Here is a 16,320-nt window from a genome sequence, read left to right on the forward strand (position 1 = left end):
GACTGCATTGAAAAAACAGCGAAGCAGATTTGTAGGTATTGCACAATTGTGTGGGAGATATATTTTGGAAACTGTGTAATACGTAGAAATTGCAAAAATAGGTTCTGCGGCGGGGAAACAGCGAAAAAAAGGCTTGCAATCGCGGCCCGCGTATAGTATTATAATTAAGCGTGACTGCACAGATATGCGATGAAGCGAGAGGTTGCCGCACCCAGTGCGGGTAATTTTCGCTGAGTATGTCCGATTTTAAACCGGGCGACACGAATATGGAACACACTGCCCGCTTGCGGGGCTGCTATGGGTCGTTCTCATAGCTTCTGGTGTTTTTATGACTTTAACAGGTCGTGTCCGGATAAACTTGAGCGTCAAGTTTACCGGATTTTTAAATGCCCAGTCGCGATACACACGGCTCGGTGTTCCGTTTTTTCATGGCGTCGCTCCCAACGGGAAACAAAAGCTATAGGAGGCGATGGTAATGGCAGTCAAGGAAAAAATCAGGGTTAGAATCAAGGGTTACGATCATCAGCTCGTAGACCAGGCCGCGGAAAAGATTGTTGAAACCGCAAAGCGCACAGGTGCTCAGGTTTCCGGTCCCATCCCGCTGCCCACCGAGAAGGAGATTGTTACCATCCTGCGCGCGGTTCACAAGTATAAGGACAGCCGTGAGCAGTTTGAACAAAGAACCCACAAGAGACTCATCGATATCCTGCGCCCTTCCAACCAAACCGTGAAGGTGCTTATGGATCTCGAGCTCCCTGCCGGCGTGGATATCGAGCTTAAGCTGTAACAGTTCGCTGTAATTGGTTTAAGAAAACGATGTTTTCCGTGCAGGTCAAGTTGAAGGAAATGCCTTCAACCAATAACCGTAGGAGGTAGGAAAAATGGTAAAAGCAATTATCGGCAAGAAGATTGGCATGACCCAGATCTTCGACGAAAACGGCAATGTAATTCCCGTTACCGTCGTAGCCGCGGGCCCCTGTGTTGTGGTTCAGAAGAAGACCGTTCAGAACGACGGCTATGCCGCTGTTCAGGTTGGCTTCGGCGATGTTTCCGCAACCAAGGTAAACAAGCCAAGCAAAGGTCACTTTGACAAAGCAGATGTCGCGCCCAAGAGACATCTCAAGGAATTCAAGTTTGATGATCCGGATGCTCTTAATGTAGGCGACCTGATCAAAGCTGACACATTCGAACAAGGTGACAAGGTAGACGTTTCCGGTATCAGCAAAGGTAAAGGCTACGCGGGTACCATCAAACGTTACGGGCATCATAGATTGAAGGAAACCCACGGTACCGGCCCTGTTCACAGACATGCCGGCTCCAACGGTGCCAACAGTGACCCTTCGAGAGTAATGAAGGGCAAGAAGCTGCCCGGCCACATGGGTGCCGAGAACGTAACCGTTCAGAACCTTATTGTGGTTAAGGTAGACGCAGAAAACAACCTCATTGCGCTTAAAGGTGCGGTACCCGGGCCGAAGAACGGCATTGTGTACATCACCGACAGCGTGAAAAAGGCGTAAAGGAGGAGAAGTACAATGCCAAAGGTTGCAGTATATGACATGGCCGGCAAGAAAAAAGGCGAAATGGAGCTTTCTGACGCCATTTTCGGCATAGAGCCTAACAAATCGGTTATGCACGCGGCGGTTGTAAACTATCTTGCCAACCAACGCCAAGGCACACAGTCAACCCTCACTCGTACCGAGGTACGCGGCGGCGGCCGTAAGCCTTGGCGCCAGAAGGGCACGGGCCACGCAAGACAGGGCTCCATCCGCGCTCCCCAGTGGAGACACGGCGGCATCGCTCTTGGCCCCAAGCCGCGCGACTACAGCTATTCACTGAACAAAAAGGTGAAGAGACTGGCACTCAAATCGGCATTCTCGAGCAAGGTGCTTGAGCAGAACCTGATTGTGGTAGACGCGATTTCGCTTTCCGAGATTAAAACCAAGAGCATGGTAAGCATGCTTAAGGCGCTGGGTGCCGAGAAGAAGGCCCTCATCGTTATGCCGGCTACCGACATGACGGTTGTAAAGAGCGCAAGGAATATCCCGGGTGTGAAAACCGCTCTTGTAAACACACTCAACGTTTACGACGTACTGAACTGCGACAAGTTCATTGTTGCTAAGGACGCCGTTGCGAAGATTGAGGAGGTGTACGCTTAATGGAAAAGACCGCACACGACATTATCCTCCGCCCGGTAATCACCGAGTCGAGCATGGCAGGCATCAACGATAAAAAGTATACCTTTGAGGTTTTAAAAACCGCAAACAAGTTTGAAATTGCAAAGGCCGTTGAACAGCTTTTCGGCGTGCAGGTTGCAAAAGTAAACACCATGAACGTAAACGGAAGGCTTAAGAGGATGGGCGCTCACGCGGGCTATACCCCCAGCTGGAAGAAAGCCATCGTAACCCTTACCGAGAAGAGCAAGGGCATCGAGTTCTTCGAGAGCATGATGTAAAAACGATTGAAAGCGTGGCTTTCAATCGTCTATGGAAAATTGCTGTCGGTGTACTACACCTCCTGCCACAGCTTCGCTGCGGCACCGCAATTTTCTTGCTTCTTTAAGCTGATGAACAATCTTCTTTAAGAATTACGTTTTCATGGATTGCCGCTTTCCGAAGCATAGACGCAAGCTTTAAACGCAAACGTCTGGAAATGCAGGCACAGTATGGGGCCTAAGAGCCTCGCAAAGCCAAACACAAGGAGAGTGAAACCGAAATGGCTATAAAAAGCTACAAACCGACAACCGCCGGCAGACGTAAGATGACTGTCATCGATTACTCGGTATTGTCGAAGGTGGAGCCGGAGAAGAGCCTTGTTACCACCCTAAAAAAGAATTCCGGCAGAAACAGCTATGGCCGCATTACCGTTCGTCATCGCGGCGGCGGTTCGCGCAGGAAGTACCGTATTATCGATTTCAAGCGTGACAAGATCGGCATGCCCGCTCAGGTGCTCACGCTGGAGTACGATCCCAACCGTTCCGCTCATATTGCACTGCTGCAGTATGAAGACGGCGAGAAGCGCTACATCCTCGCACCCAACGGCTTAAAGGTTGGCGACACCGTTATGAGCGGCCCGAACGCCGACATTATCCCCGGCAACGCACTTCCTTTGGCAAACATCCCGGTAGGTACCTTTATTCACAACGTTGAGCTCTATGCGGGCAAGGGCGGGCAGCTTGCGCGTGCCGCCGGCATTATGGCTCAGCTGATGGCGAAGGAAGGCAACTACGCTATGATTCGTCTGCCCTCGGGCGAGCTTCGCAAGGTTCCTGTGGATTGCATGGCAACCATAGGCCAGGTGGGCAACATCGACCACGAGAACGTAAACTACGGCAAGGCAGGCCGCAAGCGTCACATGGGCTGGCGCCCGACCGTACGCGGTTCCGTAATGAACCCGAACGACCATCCGCACGGCGGTGGTGAGGGCAAGTCGCCTATCGGCCGTCCCGGCCCTGTTACCCCGTGGGGCAAGCCCGCGCTCGGTTACAAGACCCGCGCGAAGCACAACAGCTCCGATAAGTTTATCGTGAAGCGCAGAAATGCCAAATAGGTACTGCGAAAGGAGGCAGATGAATAATGGGTAGAAGTATTAAAAAAGGGCCTTTTGTTCAACCGGTGCTTTTAAAGCGCGTAGTTGCAATGAATGATGCCGGAGAGAAAAAGGTTTTAAAAACCTGGAGCCGGGCCTCCACAATCTTCCCGGAATTCGTAGGGCATACAATAGCGGTGCACGACGGTAAAAAGCACGTGCCCGTATATGTTACCGAAGACATGGTTGGTCACAAGCTTGGTGAATTTGCCCCCACAAGAACCTTCAAGGGCCATGCGGGTTCAAAAACCACAGCGGCCAAGAAGTAATTGAGGGGAAGGAGGATTACAAATGGAAGCAAAGGCTTATCTGAGATATGCCCGAGTATCCCCCCGCAAGTTTAAGATTGTGCTGGATATGATTCGTAACCAGCCCACGGATATGGCGATGGCTATTTTACGCAACACCCCCAAGGCGGTTTGCGAACCCCTTGAGAAGCTGTTAAAATCGGCTGTTGCAAATGCGGAGAACAACTTCGGCATGGATAAAAACAACCTTATTGTATCGGAATGCTTCGTTTGTCCCGGACCTACCTTAAAGAGGATCAGTCCCCGGGCGCAGGGCAGAGCGTTCCGCATACTCAAGAGAACATCACACGTAACAATCGCTGTGAAGGAAAAGGAATAAGCTGAAAGAGGAGGTAAACTATGGGCCAGAAAGTTCATCCACACGGCCTCAGGGTCGGTGTAATTAAGGATTGGGATTCCCGCTGGTTTGCTAAGGACAACGCTTTCGGCGATATCCTCGTTGAGGATTACAAGCTGCGCAAGTTCTTAAAACAGAACCTGTTTTTAGCCGGCGTTCCGCGCATCGAGATCGAGCGTAACGCCAATAAAGTGAGAATCAACATCCACTGCGCAAAGCCCGGCATGGTTATCGGCAAGGGCGGGGCAGGCATTGACAAGCTCCGTGCTGACTGCGAGAACCTGATTAACAAGGGCAAGAAGGAAAAGAATACGGTGGCGCTCAATATCGTGGAGGTTAAACAACCCGATTTGAACGCACAGCTGGTAGCCGAGAACATCGCTTCCCAGCTCGAGCGCCGTGTATCGTTCCGCCGCGCGCTGAAGCAGTCGATCGGCAATGCCATGAAGAGAGGCGCGAAGGGTATTAAAACCGCAGTGTCCGGCCGTTTGGGCGGTGCTGAAATCGCGCGTACCGAGCATTATCACGAGGGTACTATCCCTCTGCAGACCATTCGTGCCGATATCGACTACGGCTTTGCCGAGGCACACACCACCTACGGCCGCATCGGCGTAAAGGTTTGGATTTACAGGGGCGAGGTTCTTCATGATGTGAAAAGGCCCCGGAGGGAAGGAGGTAGCAAGTAATGCTTCTACCGAAACGTGTAAAATACCGTCGTGTTCACAGAGGCCGTTTAACCGGCAGAGCTCTGCGCGGCAATACGGTTTCCAACGGCGAATACGGCTTACAGGCCTTAGAGCCGGCATGGATCACTTCCAACCAGATTGAGGCGGCCCGTATTGCAATGACCCGTTACATCAAGCGTGGCGGCCAGGTATGGATAAAGATATTCCCCCACAAGCCGGTAACAGAGAAGCCGGCTGAAACCCGAATGGGTTCCGGTAAGGGCAGCCCCGAGTATTGGGTTGCCGTTGTAAAGCCCGGCAGAGTAATGTTTGAAATCGGCGGAGTGACGGAGGATATTGCGAAGGAAGCAATGCGTCTTGCCAGCCACAAGCTGCCTATCAAATGCAAGTTTGTTACCAAGGAAGGAATGGGTGGTGAGCAATAATGAAGGCTGTTGAGATTCGCAAACTTTCCGAAAACGAACTCGGCGCAAAGCTTATTGACCTGAAGGCCGAGCTGTTCAACCTTCGCTTTCAGCACGCCATCAACCAGCTTGATAATCCGCAGCGCATTAAAGCAGTAAAACGTGATATTGCCCGCATTAAAACCATTATCAAGCAGAATGCCCAAAATGGTGTGCAGTAATGGAAGGGAGGATTAAGCTGTGAGCGAGAGAAACCTCAGAAAAACAAGGGTTGGCAAGGTTGTAAGCAACAAGATGGACAAAACCATCGTCGTTGCCATTGAGGACAATGTCAGACACCCCCTTTACAAAAAGATTATCAAGCGCACTGTGAAGCTGAAGGCCCATGACGAGCAGAATGCTTGCGGCATCGGCGACAGGGTGGAGATTATGGAGACCCGCCCCCTCTCTAAGGATAAAAGATGGAGGCTTGTCGAGATAATCGAGAAGGCCAAATAAGAGACCGACTATATTTAAGAATCACTTCATAGTTGGAAGGAGGAACGCACTGTGATACAGATGCAGACCTATCTCAAGGTGGCCGACAACACCGGTGCCAAGGAGCTTATGTGCATCCGTGTGTTGGGCGGCTCCCGCAGGAGATATGCCAATATCGGTGATGTTGTGGTGGCTTCCGTTAAAAAGGCTGCCCCCGGCGGAATCGTAAAAAAGGGCGATGTAGTGAAAGCGGTAATCGTTCGCTCGGCAAAAGGCGTTAGACGCAACGACGGAAGCTATATCCGTTTTGATGAAAACGCCGCCGTTATTATTAAGGAAGATAAAACCCCGAGGGGGACTCGTATCTTTGGGCCGGTAGCTCGTGAGCTTCGCGAGAGAGAATACCTGAAGATATTAAGCCTTGCCCCCGAAGTGCTGTAATGGGAGGTGCTCTGAGAATGAATCAGGTTCACGTTAAAAAAGGTGACACAGTTATGATTATTTCAGGCAAAGACCGCGGCCAGAAGGGTAAAGTGCTTGAAGTAAGCCCCAAGGAAGGCAAAGTAATTGTTGAAGGGCGCAACATCGCCACGAAACATTTAAAGCCTCGCCAGATGGGCCAGGCGGGCGGCATCGTTAAGGTGGAGTCTCCGCTGTACGCCAGCAAGGTAATGCTTGTTTGCCCCAAGTGCGGCAAACAGACCAGACTTGCTCACAAGATTTTTGAGGACGGCACAAAAGCCCGTCTTTGCAAAAACTGCGGCGAAACTTTTTAAGTAAGGAGGAAGAATCATGGCAAGGCTTAACGAATACTACAAAAAAGAAGTAGCACCGGCTTTAATGAAGAAGTTCGGCTACAAAAGCGTCATGCAGATCCCTAAGCTTGAAAAGGTCGTTATCAATGTTGGCTGCGGCGAAGCCCGTGACAACGCTAAAATGATCGAGGCAATCGTATCGGATTTAGGCAAGATCACCGGCCAGAAGGCTATCGTTTGCAAGGCAAAGAAATCTGTCGCCAACTTCAAGCTCCGCGCGGGCATGAATATCGGCGCCAAGGTGACCTTAAGATCGGATAGAATGTACGAATTTGTTGACCGGTTTTTCAATGTGACGCTTCCCCGCGTTAGAGACTTCAGAGGTATCAGCGCAAACTCGTTTGACGGCCGCGGCAACTACTCCGTTGGTCTCAAAGAGCAGCTCATTTTCCCTGAAATAGAGTACGATAAGATCGATAAGGTTAGAGGTATGGACATCTGTTTTGTCACTACCGCAAAGACCGACGAGGAAGCCCGTGAGCTGTTAGCATTAATGGGCGCCCCGTTTGCGAAGTAAGGAGGGGTATTTTCAATGGCTAAGACGTCAATGAAAGTCAAGCAGCAGAGAGCACCCAAGTTCTCGACCAGAGCATATAACCGGTGCAAGATCTGCGGCAGACCGCACGCTTACCTTCGCAAGTTCGGTGTTTGCCGTATTTGCTTCAGGGAGCTTGCACACAAGGGCGAGATTCCGGGCGTTAAAAAGGCTAGCTGGTAAGCAAAGGAGGTTGAAGGCATGCAAATCACCGATCCTATCGCCGATATGCTAACGCGCATCAGAAACGCGTGCACGGCAAAGCATGACACGGTGGAGATCCCCGCATCGAACATGAAAAAGTCGATTGCCCAGATTCTTCTGGAAGAGGGATACATCAAGAGCTATAATGTTACCGATGACGGTAAGCAAGGCATCATCCGTATTGTATTAAAGTACGGTGAAAACAAGTCTCAGGTTATTAAAGGGCTTCGCAGGGTTTCTAAGCCCGGCCTGCGCATATACACCAGCTGCGAGGACATGCCTAAGGTTTTAAAGGGCCTTGGCATTGCGATTATGTCTACATCCAGAGGCGTAATGACCGATAAAAAGGCACGCGCCGAAAAGGTAGGCGGAGAAGTCCTTGCGTATATTTGGTAAGGAGGTGTACCGCGAATGTCTCGTATAGGTAGAAAAGAAATCGTCATCCCCCAGGGGGTAGACGTAAAGGTTGCAGGCAGCACGGTTACCGTGAAGGGCCCGAAGGGAACACTCGAAAACACCTTCAATCCCGCTATCTCTTTTGAGGTGAAGGACGGCAAGATTCACGTAACACGCGCAAGCGACAGCAAGGAGCATAAGTCTTTACACGGCTTAACCAGAACACTGGTTGCCAACATGGTAAAGGGCACCCACGAGGGCTTCTCTAAGGAGCTTGAGATTAACGGTGTAGGTTACCGTGCCGCAAAGCAGGGCAAGAACCTTGTGCTCACCCTCGGTTATTCCCATCAGGTGATTGTTGCCGAGGAAAACGGCATTACCATTGATGTTCCCGCCCCCAATAAGGTGATTGTAAACGGCGCCGACAAGCAGGCTGTAGGCCAGTTTGCAGCCGAGATTCGTGAGAAGCGTCCGCCGGAGCCTTACAAGGGCAAGGGCATTAAGTACGTAAACGAAGTAATCATCCGCAAGGAAGGCAAGGCCGGCAAGGGCGGCAAGAAGTAAGAAAGGAATGAGTAAGCATGGTAACGAAGCAGGATTCCAATCTTGCAAGGCTTAAAAGGCACCGCAGAGTTCGTGCCAAAATCAGCGGCACGGCACAGCGCCCACGCCTGACTGTATTCCGCTCTTCTAAGCACATCTATGCCCAGCTGATCGATGACATTAACGGCGCTACCTTAGTTTCCGCCTCTACACTCGACAAGGAGTTTGAGGGTAACGGCAGCAACAAGGACGCAGCGAAGAAAATCGGCGAGCTGCTTGCGAAAAAAGCAACCGGCAAGGGCATTGAAAATGTTGTATTCGACAGAAGCGGATACATTTATCACGGCCGCGTGAAAGAGCTGGCTGAAGGAGCCCGCGAAGGCGGCCTCAAGTTCTAAAGGATAGGAGGTATACTTTTGGCTAGAATAGACGCTTCAACGCTTGACCTTAAGGAAAAGGTCGTTGCCATTAACCGTGTATCCAAGACGGTAAAGGGCGGTCGTATCTTCAAGTTTGCAGCCCTGGTAGTTGTAGGTGACGGCAACGGCACCATAGGCTTCGGGCTTGGCAAGGCCTCCGAGGTACCCGATGCAATCCGCAAGGGAATTGAGGACGCAAAGAAAAACCTCATCAAGGTTTCTTTAAAGGGCACCAGCATACCGCATGAGGTTATTGGTGAGTTCGGCGCAGGCCGTGTTCTGATGAAGCCCGCTGCACCCGGTACCGGTGTTATTGCCGGCGGCCCCGTGCGTGCTGTGGTTGAGACCGTAGGCATTAAGGATATCAGAACCAAGTCGCTCCGTTCAAACAACCCCTGCAACGTAGTAAGCGCTACCATCAATGGTCTGGCTTCGCTGCGCAATGCAGACGAGATTGCTGCTGTACGCGGCAAATCCGCAAAAGAAATTATAGGCTAAGGGAGGAAAGAGTTTTATGGCAAGTCTTAAGATAACGCTTGTGAAAAGCCTTGTTGGCAGAAAAGACGATCAGATTGCCACAGCTCATTCGCTCGGTCTTCGTAAAATCGGAGATGTTACCGAGCAGCCCGATAATGAGCCTACCAAGGGTAAGATCACAAAAATATCCCACCTCGTCGAGGTAACCGAAGCGTAAAGCAAGGAGGTGCGAGCACAATGAAACTACACGAGCTTTCACCGGCTCCCGGCTCTACGAAAGAAGCCTTTCGTAAGGGCAGAGGCGCCGGTTCGGGTAACGGCAAAACCGCGGGTAAAGGCCATAAGGGCCAGAATGCGCGTTCGGGCGGCGGCGTAAGGCCGGGCTTTGAAGGCGGCCAGATGCCCCTTGCAAGGCGTCTGCCCAAGAGAGGTTTTGTGAATATCTTTGCCACAACGTATGCAACCATCAATGTTTCCGATCTTGATAAGTTTGAAAACGGCGCGGTTGTAGACGCAGCGGCATTAAAAGAAGCAGGTCTTTTAAAGAAGTCTCTGGACGGTGTTAAAATCCTTGGCAACGGTGAAGTAACCAAGAAGCTTACCGTTAAGGCTGCCGCTTTCTCTGCGTCTGCAAAAGAAAAGATTGAGAAGGCAGGCGGAAAGGCCGAGGTGATTTAGGATGTTTGAAACCTTAAAGAATGCGTGGAAAATCGTCGATTTAAGAAAAAAGATCCTATTCACACTCTTCATCTTAGTAATTTATCGTTTGGGCTGCGCGATTCCGGTACCGTTTATCGATCCCTCTGTTCTTCAGAACATGATGGGTGAGGATACGGTGTTCGGATTTCTGAACGCCGTAAGCGGCGGTGCCTTTGAGGACGCAACCGTTTTGGCACTGGGCGTTATCCCCTATATTAACGCACAGATTATCATACAGCTGCTGACTATCGCTATTCCCGCCCTTGAAAGGCTTGCCAAAGAGGGCGAAGACGGCCGTAAGAAGCTTAACGCGATTACGCGTTATTCCACCATCGGCCTGGCGATTCTGCAGGGCTTTGGCTACTACCTCGTTCTGAAGAATCAGAAGGGTGCTTTGCTTTATTCCACCGGAGTTTCCGGTGTACTTACAGCGGTTACGCTGGTTGTAATCTTTACAGCGGGCGCAATGCTGGCCATGTGGCTGGGCGATCAAATCACCGACAAGGGTATCGGCAACGGTATTTCCTTCCTGATTTTCGCGAATATTACGGCAAGGCTGCCTACCGAGGTTAGCAAGTTTATTAAATACCTGCAGTTTGCGCAGGAGGGCCAGACACAGTATTTCTTCTATGTGCCGCTTATGATTGTTGTTATGGTGGCGACCATTGTAATGATCATCTTCATGAACAACGCTGAGCGCCGCATTTCCGTGCAGTACGCAAAGCGCGTGGTTGGCCGCAAGATGTACGGCGGGCAGAACACCCATATTCCGATTAAGGTAAATATGTCGGGCGTGCTCCCCATCATCTTCGCAAGCTCATTCTTAGCGCTTCCCGCTACCATTCGCATGTTTGTATCACCCGCGCCCGGTTCGTTCTGGGACCAGTTCTTTAACGCCTTCAGCACCCGGTCGCTGGTTTACGGCATCTTCTACTTCCTGCTGATTATCGCCTTTAACTACTTTTATGTGGCGGTACAGTATAACCCCATCGAGATCGCCAATAATCTACGTAAAAACAACGGCGGCATCCCCGGCATTCGCCCCGGAAAGCCCACCTCCGATTTCATCGGGCGCGTTGTTTCGCGTATCACCTTTATCGGCGCACTCTTCCTTGGTGTTGTAGCGACGCTGCCGATTGCCATCGGCGGTATTACCAACATGAGCGTTTCCCTTACCGGTACCTCCCTCATCATCGTGGTAGGTGTTGCGCTTGAGACGGTGAAGACGCTGGAGTCGCAGATGATGATGCGTCATTACAAGGGGTTCCTTGAGTAAGCGTTTGCAGATAACAGATAAGAAAGGAATGGTTACACGATGAACCTGATACTTCTTGGCGCACCGGGTGCCGGCAAAGGCACACAGGCGGAGATTATCTGTGAGAAGCTGAATATCCCTACCATCAGCACAGGCAACATTATGCGCGAGGCGATTAAAAACCAGACAGAACTGGGGATGAAGGCGAAATCGTTTATTGATTCCGGCGCACTTGTGCCGGATGACATCGTGATTGCCATCATCAAGGAGCGCCTTGCACAGAGTGACTGTAATAACGGTTTTATCCTCGACGGCGTTCCCCGCACCGTGCCTCAGGCCGAAGCGCTTGACCGCATGGGAGTTAGGATTGACAAGGTGGTAGACATCGAGGTAGCCGACGAAAAGATTGAAAAGCGCCTTTCCGGCAGACGCGTATGTGAGCAGTGCGGTTCCTCCTATCACCTGGACTTTAAGCCCTCGGCGAAGGAAGGAATCTGCGACAAGTGCGAGGGGAAGCTGGTAATCCGCAAGGACGACCAGCCCGAAACCGTGCGCGAGCGCCTGCGCGTTTACCATGAGCAGACCGAACCGCTCAAGGACTACTATGCAAAGCAGAATAAGCTTTGTGTAGTGGAGGGACAGGAGGAAGTGGCCGATACCACCGCTCTTGTTCTAAAAGCGCTGGGGAACTGAATCATGGTTGTTTTAAAAAGCAAAGCGGACCTTGAAGCGATGCGGGTTGCGGGAAGAATCTCTGCACAGGCCCTTAAGCTGGGCGGCGAGAGCATTGCCGCCGGCATGACAACGAAGGAGCTGGATAGGATTATCCACCGGTTTATTGTTGCGAGCGGTGCGGTTCCCAGTTTTCTGGGGTATAACGGATTCCCGGCCAGCGCCTGCATCTCGGTGAACAACGAGGTCATTCACGGTATCCCGTCGGACCGTGTCATGAAAGAGGGCGACATCGTAAGCATTGATGTCGGGGCCACAATTGGCGGCTTTCATGGAGACAACGCGGCGACCTTTCCGGTAGGAAAGATAAGCGAATCGGCACAAAAACTGCTTGATGTAACCAAGCAAAGCCTGTATGAGGCGATTAAAGCTGCCAAGCCGGGCGCCAGAATAGGCGATATCGGCAGTACTGTTCAGCAGTATTGCGAAAAGCACGGATACGGTGTGGTGCGCGAGTATGTGGGCCATGGAATAGGATCACACATGCACGAGGCACCCGATGTTCCGAACTACGGCGTCGCAGGCAGAGGAACCCGATTGCTCCCCGGCATGACCATATGCATAGAGCCTATGATTAACGAAAAGGGAGCGGGCATTAAGGTTCTTTCCGACGGCTGGACGGTGGTTACCGCCAGCGGAGGGCTGTCGGCGCACTTTGAACACGCCATCGCCATTACGGATGATGGCCCTGTCATCCTAACCCTGCCCTGACAAGGAGGATGCGGAGTGCTGATCGAAAAAGGAATGATTGTTAAGTCTGTTGCGGGGCACGACCAGAACCGCTTTTATGTGGTGATAAGCGCCGACGGTATAAACGCAAGGATTGCCGACGGTAAGGTTCGCCCCTTAGAAAAGCCAAAAAGCAAGAAGGTAAAGCACCTTGCCGCGACAACCGCGCGGGTGGATGCCGAAGCGATTACGACCAACAGACAGCTCAGACAGGTGCTTGCCGCCTATAACAACGGCAGGCGTGAGGAGAACATCGAGTAAGGAGGTATTTGCTTGTCAAAAGACGACGTAATTGAGGTTGAGGGCACGGTACTTGAGGCGCTCCCGAACGCAATGTTTCAGGTTGAGCTTCAAAACGGGCACAAAATACTGGCCCATATCTCGGGAAAGCTGCGCATGAACTTCATACGCATCCTTCCGGGCGACAAGGTTACGGTCGAAATGTCGCCGTATGACCTTTCGAGAGGACGCATTACATGGCGCTCCAAATGAGCCGCTCGTCAGAGTGGTTCAGTAGAATTAAACAATGCGCGCATCGTGCTTAAATGGGGCGCGGTGTGCATGCAAGGAGGTATTTCACATGAAAGTAAGACCTTCCGTTAAGCCCATTTGCGAGAAATGTAAGATCATCAAGCGCAAGGGACGCATTATGGTAATATGTGTTAACCCCAAGCACAAGCAGCGTCAGGGCTAACATTAAAACCAATATAATGGAGGTGCAACAGTAAATGGCGCGTTTATCCGGTGTTGACCTGCCCAGAGAAAAGCGGGTCGAGGTTGCCCTTACCTACATTTATGGTATTGGGCCGTCGAAAGCTAAGGAGATTATCGCCGCTACGGGTGTCAATCCTGATGTAAGAGTTAAGGATTTAACCGAAGACGATATTTCTAAGCTGCGTGACTATATTGACAAGAATCTTGAGGTTGAAGGCGACCTGCGTCGCAGCGTTGCGCTCAACATCAAGAGATTAATCGAAATTGGCTGCTATCGCGGCGTGCGTCACCGCAAGGGCCTGCCTGTAAGAGGCCAGCGCACCAAGACCAACGCACGTACTCGTAAGGGTCCTGCAAAGACCATAGCCAACAAGAAGAAGTAACTAGGGAGGATTTGATTCGATGGCTAAACAAGCAGTTGCTAAAAAAGCGGCGCCCCGCAGACGCCGTGAGCGCAAGAATATCGAGCGCGGCGCCGTTCATATCCAGTCCACCTTCAACAACACCATTGTTACCATCACCGATGTACAGGGCAATGCCATCTCGTGGGCAAGCTCCGGCGGCTTAGGCTTCAGAGGTTCCAGAAAGTCTACTCCGTTTGCTGCTCAGTCTGCTGCAGAAACCGCTGCCCGTGCCGCGATGGAGCATGGCCTGAAAACCGTAGAGGTTTTTGTGAAGGGCCCTGGTGCCGGCCGTGAGGCTGCTATCCGCGCGCTGCAATCCGCGGGTCTTGAGGTTAGCATGATTAAGGATGTTACCCCCATTCCGCACAACGGCTGCCGCCCGCCAAAGCGCAGACGTGTATAAAGCTTAATCAGGAGGTGTAACCAAATGGCAAGATATACCGACGCAGTATGCAGAATGTGCCGCCGTGAAGGCCAGAAGCTGTTCTTAAAGGGCGAGAGGTGCTATACCGACAAGTGCGCTGTAACCCGCCGCTCCTACGTTCCCGGCCAGCATGGCCAGGCTCGCAAGAAGAGCTCGGAATACGGCATTCAGCTGCGTGCAAAGCAGACTGCCAGACGCTACTATGGCGTATTGGAGAGCCAGTTTAGAAAGTACTTTGAAATGGCCGAGCGCCGTCAGGGAATGACCGGTGAAAACCTGTTAAGGATTCTTGAGAGCCGCCTGGATAACGTTGTTTACAGACTTGGGCTCGCAAGCTCCCGCGCAGAGGCCAGACAGCTTGTGCTGCACGGCCACTACACCGTAAACGGCGACAGGGTGAATATTCCGTCTTATCTTTTAAAGGTTGGCGATGAGATTGCCGTTGCCGAAAAGAGCAAGCAGAGCGATAAGTTCAAGACCATTATTGAGAAGAACGGTGCAAGACCTGTTCCCCAGTGGCTTGATTTAAACCGCGATACGCTCAAGGCAAAGTATGTTACAATGCCCAACCGCGAGGATATCGACCTGGATGTTGCAGAGCATCTTATTGTCGAGCTCTACTCTAAATAACACAAAGATAAAATCGGCAAGGGAAAGCGTATTAACCGGCGGACGATTGTCTGCCTGATAGGAGGGTTTTAGATGATAGAAATCGAAAAGCCAAAAATCGACACGGTTGACCTGCAATCGGACGGAACCTACGGTATGTTCGTTGTTGAGCCGTTGGAACGCGGCTTTGGAACAACCCTTGGGAACAGTCTGAGGCGCGTGCTGCTCTCCTCGCTTCCTGGTGTTGCCGTCACTTCGGTTAAGATTGACGGAATTCAACACGAGTTCTCCACCATTCCCGGCGTCAAGGAAGATGTAACCGAGATTATCCTGAATATCAAGGGGCTTACCGCGAAGCTTTACGGCGACGCACCCACTACGGTTTATATCGACGCAGAAGGCGAATGTGAAGTAACTGCCGGCAGCATTAAAGCAAACTCCGAGGTTGAAATCCTTGACCCTGCGATGCACATTGCGACACTCGCCGCGGGTGCGAAGCTGTATATGGAAATCACCCTCGACAAGGGGCGCGGGTATGTTCCGGCGGAAAGAAACAAGCAGAACCTGCAATCCACAATCGGTGTGATTCCGGTGGATAGCATCTACACACCCGTGTTAAAGGTAAACTACAACGTGGAGAATACCCGTGTAGGCCAGATTACCGACTATGACAAGTTAACGCTTGAGGTATGGACAGACGGAACCATTTCGGCAAAGGAAGCCGTATCTCTCGCAGCCAAGGTCCTCAACGACCATCTCAATCTGTTCGCTGACCTCTCGGATGAGGCTTATCATACCGAGATTATGGTTGAAAAGAGCGATAACGGCATTGAAAAGGTTCTTGAGATGACCATTGAGGAACTTGACCTGTCTGTTCGTTCCTTCAACTGCTTGAAGCGGGCAGGCATAAACACGGTGCAGGATCTCATCAACAAGAGCGAGGAAGATATGATGAAGGTCCGCAACCTTGGTAAAAAGTCGCTTGAAGAGGTTGTGCAAAAGCTTCAGGCGCTCGGGTTTAATCTCAACCGCGAGGACGAGTAGCCCGCACCAAGGCACAACAAACATTCATTAACCAGGTAAAGGAGTGAATTCGATGCCCGGTACCAGAAAACTCGGCAGGACTACTGACCAGAGAAGAGCCATGTTAAGAGCAATGGTCACCTACCTTTTGGAAAACGGCAAGATAGAGACCACTGTAACAAGGGCGAAGGAGGTTAGGGCGGTAGCCGAGAAGTTAATCACTATCGGCAAAACCTCAACCCTCCACTCCAAGCGTCAGGTTTATGCCTTCATCACCAAGGAATCGGTAGCAAAGAAGGTATTTGACGAGATAGCCCCCAAGTATGCTGATAAGAACGGCGGCTATACCCGTATCATCAAAACCGGCCCCCGTCGCGGCGACGCAGCCGAGATGGCGATTATCGAACTGATCTGATTATAACTTCAGATACAAAAAGGAAGCACTCCCGAATGGGGGTGCTTCCAGATTACTGACAAAACCCGCCCTTTTCCGGCGGGTTTTGTGTATGTAGGCAAAAATAGCAGGCAACGTTTTACGGATTGCA

32 protein-coding genes are annotated in these 16,320 nt (G+C 51.4%); all 32 read left to right on the forward strand.

Annotated features, from left to right (window positions below):
- The first annotated feature begins 475 nt into the window (after window positions 1-475).
- The 32 genes from rpsJ to rplQ all read left to right on the forward strand — a co-directional run bounded on the left by rpsJ (window position 476) and on the right by rplQ (window position 16,190).
- Window positions 476-787 carry a 30S ribosomal protein S10 gene (rpsJ, locus tag BLR50_RS03955; RefSeq protein WP_092638799.1) on the forward strand — a complete coding sequence of 104 codons (312 nt, stop codon included), beginning with the start codon at window positions 476-478 and terminating at the stop codon, window positions 785-787.
- Window positions 788-881: 94 nt separating this feature from the next.
- Window positions 882-1,517 (forward strand): 50S ribosomal protein L3, encoded by a 636-nt coding sequence (rplC, locus tag BLR50_RS03960; RefSeq protein WP_092638801.1) that lies wholly within the window; start codon window positions 882-884, stop codon window positions 1,515-1,517.
- A gap of 15 nt (window positions 1,518-1,532) precedes the next feature.
- A complete protein-coding gene (gene rplD, locus BLR50_RS03965) occupies window positions 1,533-2,156 on the forward strand; it encodes a 50S ribosomal protein L4 (RefSeq protein WP_092638803.1) in 624 nt (207 codons plus the stop codon).
- Complete coding sequence (rplW, locus tag BLR50_RS03970) at window positions 2,156-2,452, forward strand: 50S ribosomal protein L23 (protein ID WP_092638805.1); 297 nt, start codon at window positions 2,156-2,158, stop codon at window positions 2,450-2,452. The genes rplD and rplW overlap by 1 nt, the downstream gene beginning before the upstream one ends.
- A gap of 260 nt (window positions 2,453-2,712) precedes the next feature.
- A complete protein-coding gene (gene rplB / locus BLR50_RS03975; RefSeq protein ID WP_092638807.1) occupies window positions 2,713-3,546 on the forward strand; it encodes a 50S ribosomal protein L2 in 834 nt (277 codons plus the stop codon).
- A 26-nt stretch (window positions 3,547-3,572) separates the two neighbouring features.
- Window positions 3,573-3,854, forward strand: a complete 282-nt coding sequence (gene rpsS, locus BLR50_RS03980; protein WP_092638809.1) for a 30S ribosomal protein S19 — start codon at window positions 3,573-3,575, stop codon at window positions 3,852-3,854.
- 22 nt (window positions 3,855-3,876) lie between these two features.
- Entirely contained in the window at window positions 3,877-4,212 is a 336-nt protein-coding gene (rplV, locus tag BLR50_RS03985) for a 50S ribosomal protein L22 (protein WP_092638811.1), read from the forward strand.
- Window positions 4,213-4,232: 20 nt separating this feature from the next.
- Window positions 4,233-4,916 (forward strand): 30S ribosomal protein S3, encoded by a 684-nt coding sequence (gene rpsC / locus BLR50_RS03990; protein ID WP_092638813.1) that lies wholly within the window; start codon window positions 4,233-4,235, stop codon window positions 4,914-4,916.
- Window positions 4,916-5,341, forward strand: a complete 426-nt coding sequence (gene rplP / locus BLR50_RS03995) for a 50S ribosomal protein L16 (protein ID WP_092638815.1) — start codon at window positions 4,916-4,918, stop codon at window positions 5,339-5,341. The genes rpsC and rplP overlap by 1 nt, the downstream gene beginning before the upstream one ends.
- Complete coding sequence (gene rpmC / locus BLR50_RS04000; protein ID WP_092638817.1) at window positions 5,341-5,541, forward strand: 50S ribosomal protein L29; 201 nt, start codon at window positions 5,341-5,343, stop codon at window positions 5,539-5,541. Before rplP ends, rpmC begins: the two co-directional genes overlap by 1 nt.
- Before the next feature lie 19 nt (window positions 5,542-5,560).
- Window positions 5,561-5,818 carry a 30S ribosomal protein S17 gene (rpsQ, locus tag BLR50_RS04005; protein ID WP_092638819.1) on the forward strand — a complete coding sequence of 86 codons (258 nt, stop codon included), beginning with the start codon at window positions 5,561-5,563 and terminating at the stop codon, window positions 5,816-5,818.
- A 51-nt stretch (window positions 5,819-5,869) separates the two neighbouring features.
- A complete protein-coding gene (rplN, locus tag BLR50_RS04010) occupies window positions 5,870-6,238 on the forward strand; it encodes a 50S ribosomal protein L14 (protein WP_092638821.1) in 369 nt (122 codons plus the stop codon).
- A gap of 17 nt (window positions 6,239-6,255) precedes the next feature.
- Window positions 6,256-6,573: a 50S ribosomal protein L24 gene (gene rplX, locus BLR50_RS04015; protein WP_092638823.1), complete on the forward strand. Its 318-nt coding sequence runs from the start codon at window positions 6,256-6,258 to the stop codon at window positions 6,571-6,573.
- Between the two features lie 16 nt (window positions 6,574-6,589).
- Complete coding sequence (gene rplE, locus BLR50_RS04020) at window positions 6,590-7,129, forward strand: 50S ribosomal protein L5 (protein ID WP_092638825.1); 540 nt, start codon at window positions 6,590-6,592, stop codon at window positions 7,127-7,129.
- 15 nt (window positions 7,130-7,144) lie between these two features.
- Window positions 7,145-7,330, forward strand: a complete 186-nt coding sequence (locus tag BLR50_RS04025) for a type Z 30S ribosomal protein S14 (RefSeq protein WP_092638827.1) — start codon at window positions 7,145-7,147, stop codon at window positions 7,328-7,330.
- Between the two features lie 18 nt (window positions 7,331-7,348).
- On the forward strand, window positions 7,349-7,747 hold the full coding sequence (gene rpsH, locus BLR50_RS04030; RefSeq protein WP_092638829.1) for a 30S ribosomal protein S8: 399 nt from the start codon (window positions 7,349-7,351) through the stop codon (window positions 7,745-7,747).
- Between the two features lie 15 nt (window positions 7,748-7,762).
- Window positions 7,763-8,311 (forward strand): 50S ribosomal protein L6, encoded by a 549-nt coding sequence (rplF, locus tag BLR50_RS04035; RefSeq protein ID WP_092638831.1) that lies wholly within the window; start codon window positions 7,763-7,765, stop codon window positions 8,309-8,311.
- Between the two features lie 17 nt (window positions 8,312-8,328).
- Window positions 8,329-8,688, forward strand: coding sequence for a 50S ribosomal protein L18 (gene rplR / locus BLR50_RS04040; protein ID WP_092638833.1), 360 nt, complete (start codon window positions 8,329-8,331; stop codon window positions 8,686-8,688).
- Window positions 8,689-8,706: 18 nt separating this feature from the next.
- Complete coding sequence (gene rpsE / locus BLR50_RS04045) at window positions 8,707-9,207, forward strand: 30S ribosomal protein S5 (RefSeq protein WP_092638835.1); 501 nt, start codon at window positions 8,707-8,709, stop codon at window positions 9,205-9,207.
- A gap of 16 nt (window positions 9,208-9,223) precedes the next feature.
- Entirely contained in the window at window positions 9,224-9,403 is a 180-nt protein-coding gene (gene rpmD, locus BLR50_RS04050; RefSeq protein WP_092638837.1) for a 50S ribosomal protein L30, read from the forward strand.
- A 20-nt stretch (window positions 9,404-9,423) separates the two neighbouring features.
- Window positions 9,424-9,864, forward strand: coding sequence for a 50S ribosomal protein L15 (gene rplO / locus BLR50_RS04055; RefSeq protein WP_092638839.1), 441 nt, complete (start codon window positions 9,424-9,426; stop codon window positions 9,862-9,864).
- Window position 9,865: 1 nt separating this feature from the next.
- Complete coding sequence (secY, locus tag BLR50_RS04060) at window positions 9,866-11,161, forward strand: preprotein translocase subunit SecY (RefSeq protein WP_092638841.1); 1,296 nt, start codon at window positions 9,866-9,868, stop codon at window positions 11,159-11,161.
- A gap of 39 nt (window positions 11,162-11,200) precedes the next feature.
- Complete coding sequence (locus BLR50_RS04065; RefSeq protein ID WP_092638843.1) at window positions 11,201-11,833, forward strand: adenylate kinase; 633 nt, start codon at window positions 11,201-11,203, stop codon at window positions 11,831-11,833.
- A 3-nt stretch (window positions 11,834-11,836) separates the two neighbouring features.
- Window positions 11,837-12,583 carry a type I methionyl aminopeptidase gene (map, locus tag BLR50_RS04070; protein WP_092638845.1) on the forward strand — a complete coding sequence of 249 codons (747 nt, stop codon included), beginning with the start codon at window positions 11,837-11,839 and terminating at the stop codon, window positions 12,581-12,583.
- A 15-nt stretch (window positions 12,584-12,598) separates the two neighbouring features.
- Window positions 12,599-12,862: a KOW domain-containing RNA-binding protein gene (locus BLR50_RS04075; RefSeq protein ID WP_092638847.1), complete on the forward strand. Its 264-nt coding sequence runs from the start codon at window positions 12,599-12,601 to the stop codon at window positions 12,860-12,862.
- A 12-nt stretch (window positions 12,863-12,874) separates the two neighbouring features.
- Window positions 12,875-13,093, forward strand: a complete 219-nt coding sequence (gene infA / locus BLR50_RS04080; RefSeq protein ID WP_092638849.1) for a translation initiation factor IF-1 — start codon at window positions 12,875-12,877, stop codon at window positions 13,091-13,093.
- Between the two features lie 88 nt (window positions 13,094-13,181).
- On the forward strand, window positions 13,182-13,295 hold the full coding sequence (gene rpmJ, locus BLR50_RS04085; protein WP_092638851.1) for a 50S ribosomal protein L36: 114 nt from the start codon (window positions 13,182-13,184) through the stop codon (window positions 13,293-13,295).
- Between the two features lie 34 nt (window positions 13,296-13,329).
- Complete coding sequence (gene rpsM / locus BLR50_RS04090; RefSeq protein WP_092638853.1) at window positions 13,330-13,698, forward strand: 30S ribosomal protein S13; 369 nt, start codon at window positions 13,330-13,332, stop codon at window positions 13,696-13,698.
- Window positions 13,699-13,717: 19 nt separating this feature from the next.
- The gene (gene rpsK, locus BLR50_RS04095) at window positions 13,718-14,122 is read left to right on the forward strand and encodes a 30S ribosomal protein S11 (RefSeq protein ID WP_092638855.1); all 405 of its coding nucleotides are present in this window, start codon (window positions 13,718-13,720) and stop codon (window positions 14,120-14,122) included.
- A gap of 24 nt (window positions 14,123-14,146) precedes the next feature.
- Window positions 14,147-14,773: a 30S ribosomal protein S4 gene (rpsD, locus tag BLR50_RS04100; protein WP_092638857.1), complete on the forward strand. Its 627-nt coding sequence runs from the start codon at window positions 14,147-14,149 to the stop codon at window positions 14,771-14,773.
- 72 nt (window positions 14,774-14,845) lie between these two features.
- Complete coding sequence (locus tag BLR50_RS04105; RefSeq protein ID WP_092638859.1) at window positions 14,846-15,796, forward strand: DNA-directed RNA polymerase subunit alpha; 951 nt, start codon at window positions 14,846-14,848, stop codon at window positions 15,794-15,796.
- Between the two features lie 52 nt (window positions 15,797-15,848).
- Complete coding sequence (gene rplQ / locus BLR50_RS04110) at window positions 15,849-16,190, forward strand: 50S ribosomal protein L17 (RefSeq protein ID WP_092638861.1); 342 nt, start codon at window positions 15,849-15,851, stop codon at window positions 16,188-16,190.
- Window positions 16,191-16,320: the final 130 nt, after the last annotated feature.

It is taken from the genome of Acetanaerobacterium elongatum (genome assembly GCF_900103835.1).
Classification (GTDB): domain Bacteria; phylum Bacillota; class Clostridia; order Oscillospirales; family Ruminococcaceae; genus Acetanaerobacterium; species Acetanaerobacterium elongatum.

Excerpts from the sequence above, each read along its gene's own strand:
- rpsJ (WP_092638799.1), top strand. The coding sequence starts at position 476 with ATGGCAGTCAAGGAAAAAATCAGGGTTAGAATCAAGGGTTACGATCAT.
- rplD (WP_092638803.1), top strand. The coding sequence starts at position 1,533 with ATGCCAAAGGTTGCAGTATATGACATGGCCGGCAAGAAAAAAGGCGAA.
- BLR50_RS04025 (WP_092638827.1), top strand. The coding sequence starts at position 7,145 with ATGGCTAAGACGTCAATGAAAGTCAAGCAGCAGAGAGCACCCAAGTTC.
- rplP (WP_092638815.1), top strand. The coding sequence starts at position 4,916 with ATGCTTCTACCGAAACGTGTAAAATACCGTCGTGTTCACAGAGGCCGT.
- rplQ (WP_092638861.1), top strand. The coding sequence starts at position 15,849 with ATGCCCGGTACCAGAAAACTCGGCAGGACTACTGACCAGAGAAGAGCC.
- rpsD (WP_092638857.1), top strand. The coding sequence starts at position 14,147 with ATGGCAAGATATACCGACGCAGTATGCAGAATGTGCCGCCGTGAAGGC.
- rpmD (WP_092638837.1), top strand. The coding sequence starts at position 9,224 with ATGGCAAGTCTTAAGATAACGCTTGTGAAAAGCCTTGTTGGCAGAAAA.
- rpsK (WP_092638855.1), top strand. The coding sequence starts at position 13,718 with ATGGCTAAACAAGCAGTTGCTAAAAAAGCGGCGCCCCGCAGACGCCGT.
- rplE (WP_092638825.1), top strand. The coding sequence starts at position 6,590 with ATGGCAAGGCTTAACGAATACTACAAAAAAGAAGTAGCACCGGCTTTA.
- secY (WP_092638841.1), top strand. The coding sequence starts at position 9,866 with ATGTTTGAAACCTTAAAGAATGCGTGGAAAATCGTCGATTTAAGAAAA.
- rplV (WP_092638811.1), top strand. The coding sequence starts at position 3,877 with ATGGAAGCAAAGGCTTATCTGAGATATGCCCGAGTATCCCCCCGCAAG.
- rpsC (WP_092638813.1), top strand. The coding sequence starts at position 4,233 with ATGGGCCAGAAAGTTCATCCACACGGCCTCAGGGTCGGTGTAATTAAG.
- rplB (WP_092638807.1), top strand. The coding sequence starts at position 2,713 with ATGGCTATAAAAAGCTACAAACCGACAACCGCCGGCAGACGTAAGATG.
- map (WP_092638845.1), top strand. The coding sequence starts at position 11,837 with ATGGTTGTTTTAAAAAGCAAAGCGGACCTTGAAGCGATGCGGGTTGCG.
- rplX (WP_092638823.1), top strand. The coding sequence starts at position 6,256 with ATGAATCAGGTTCACGTTAAAAAAGGTGACACAGTTATGATTATTTCA.
- BLR50_RS04065 (WP_092638843.1), top strand. The coding sequence starts at position 11,201 with ATGAACCTGATACTTCTTGGCGCACCGGGTGCCGGCAAAGGCACACAG.
- rplC (WP_092638801.1), top strand. The coding sequence starts at position 882 with ATGGTAAAAGCAATTATCGGCAAGAAGATTGGCATGACCCAGATCTTC.
- rplR (WP_092638833.1), top strand. The coding sequence starts at position 8,329 with ATGGTAACGAAGCAGGATTCCAATCTTGCAAGGCTTAAAAGGCACCGC.
- rplW (WP_092638805.1), top strand. The coding sequence starts at position 2,156 with ATGGAAAAGACCGCACACGACATTATCCTCCGCCCGGTAATCACCGAG.
- rplO (WP_092638839.1), top strand. The coding sequence starts at position 9,424 with ATGAAACTACACGAGCTTTCACCGGCTCCCGGCTCTACGAAAGAAGCC.
- rpsH (WP_092638829.1), top strand. The coding sequence starts at position 7,349 with ATGCAAATCACCGATCCTATCGCCGATATGCTAACGCGCATCAGAAAC.
- rpmJ (WP_092638851.1), top strand. The coding sequence starts at position 13,182 with ATGAAAGTAAGACCTTCCGTTAAGCCCATTTGCGAGAAATGTAAGATC.
- BLR50_RS04105 (WP_092638859.1), top strand. The coding sequence starts at position 14,846 with ATGATAGAAATCGAAAAGCCAAAAATCGACACGGTTGACCTGCAATCG.
- rpsS (WP_092638809.1), top strand. The coding sequence starts at position 3,573 with ATGGGTAGAAGTATTAAAAAAGGGCCTTTTGTTCAACCGGTGCTTTTA.
- rpsM (WP_092638853.1), top strand. The coding sequence starts at position 13,330 with ATGGCGCGTTTATCCGGTGTTGACCTGCCCAGAGAAAAGCGGGTCGAG.
- rplF (WP_092638831.1), top strand. The coding sequence starts at position 7,763 with ATGTCTCGTATAGGTAGAAAAGAAATCGTCATCCCCCAGGGGGTAGAC.
- rpmC (WP_092638817.1), top strand. The coding sequence starts at position 5,341 with ATGAAGGCTGTTGAGATTCGCAAACTTTCCGAAAACGAACTCGGCGCA.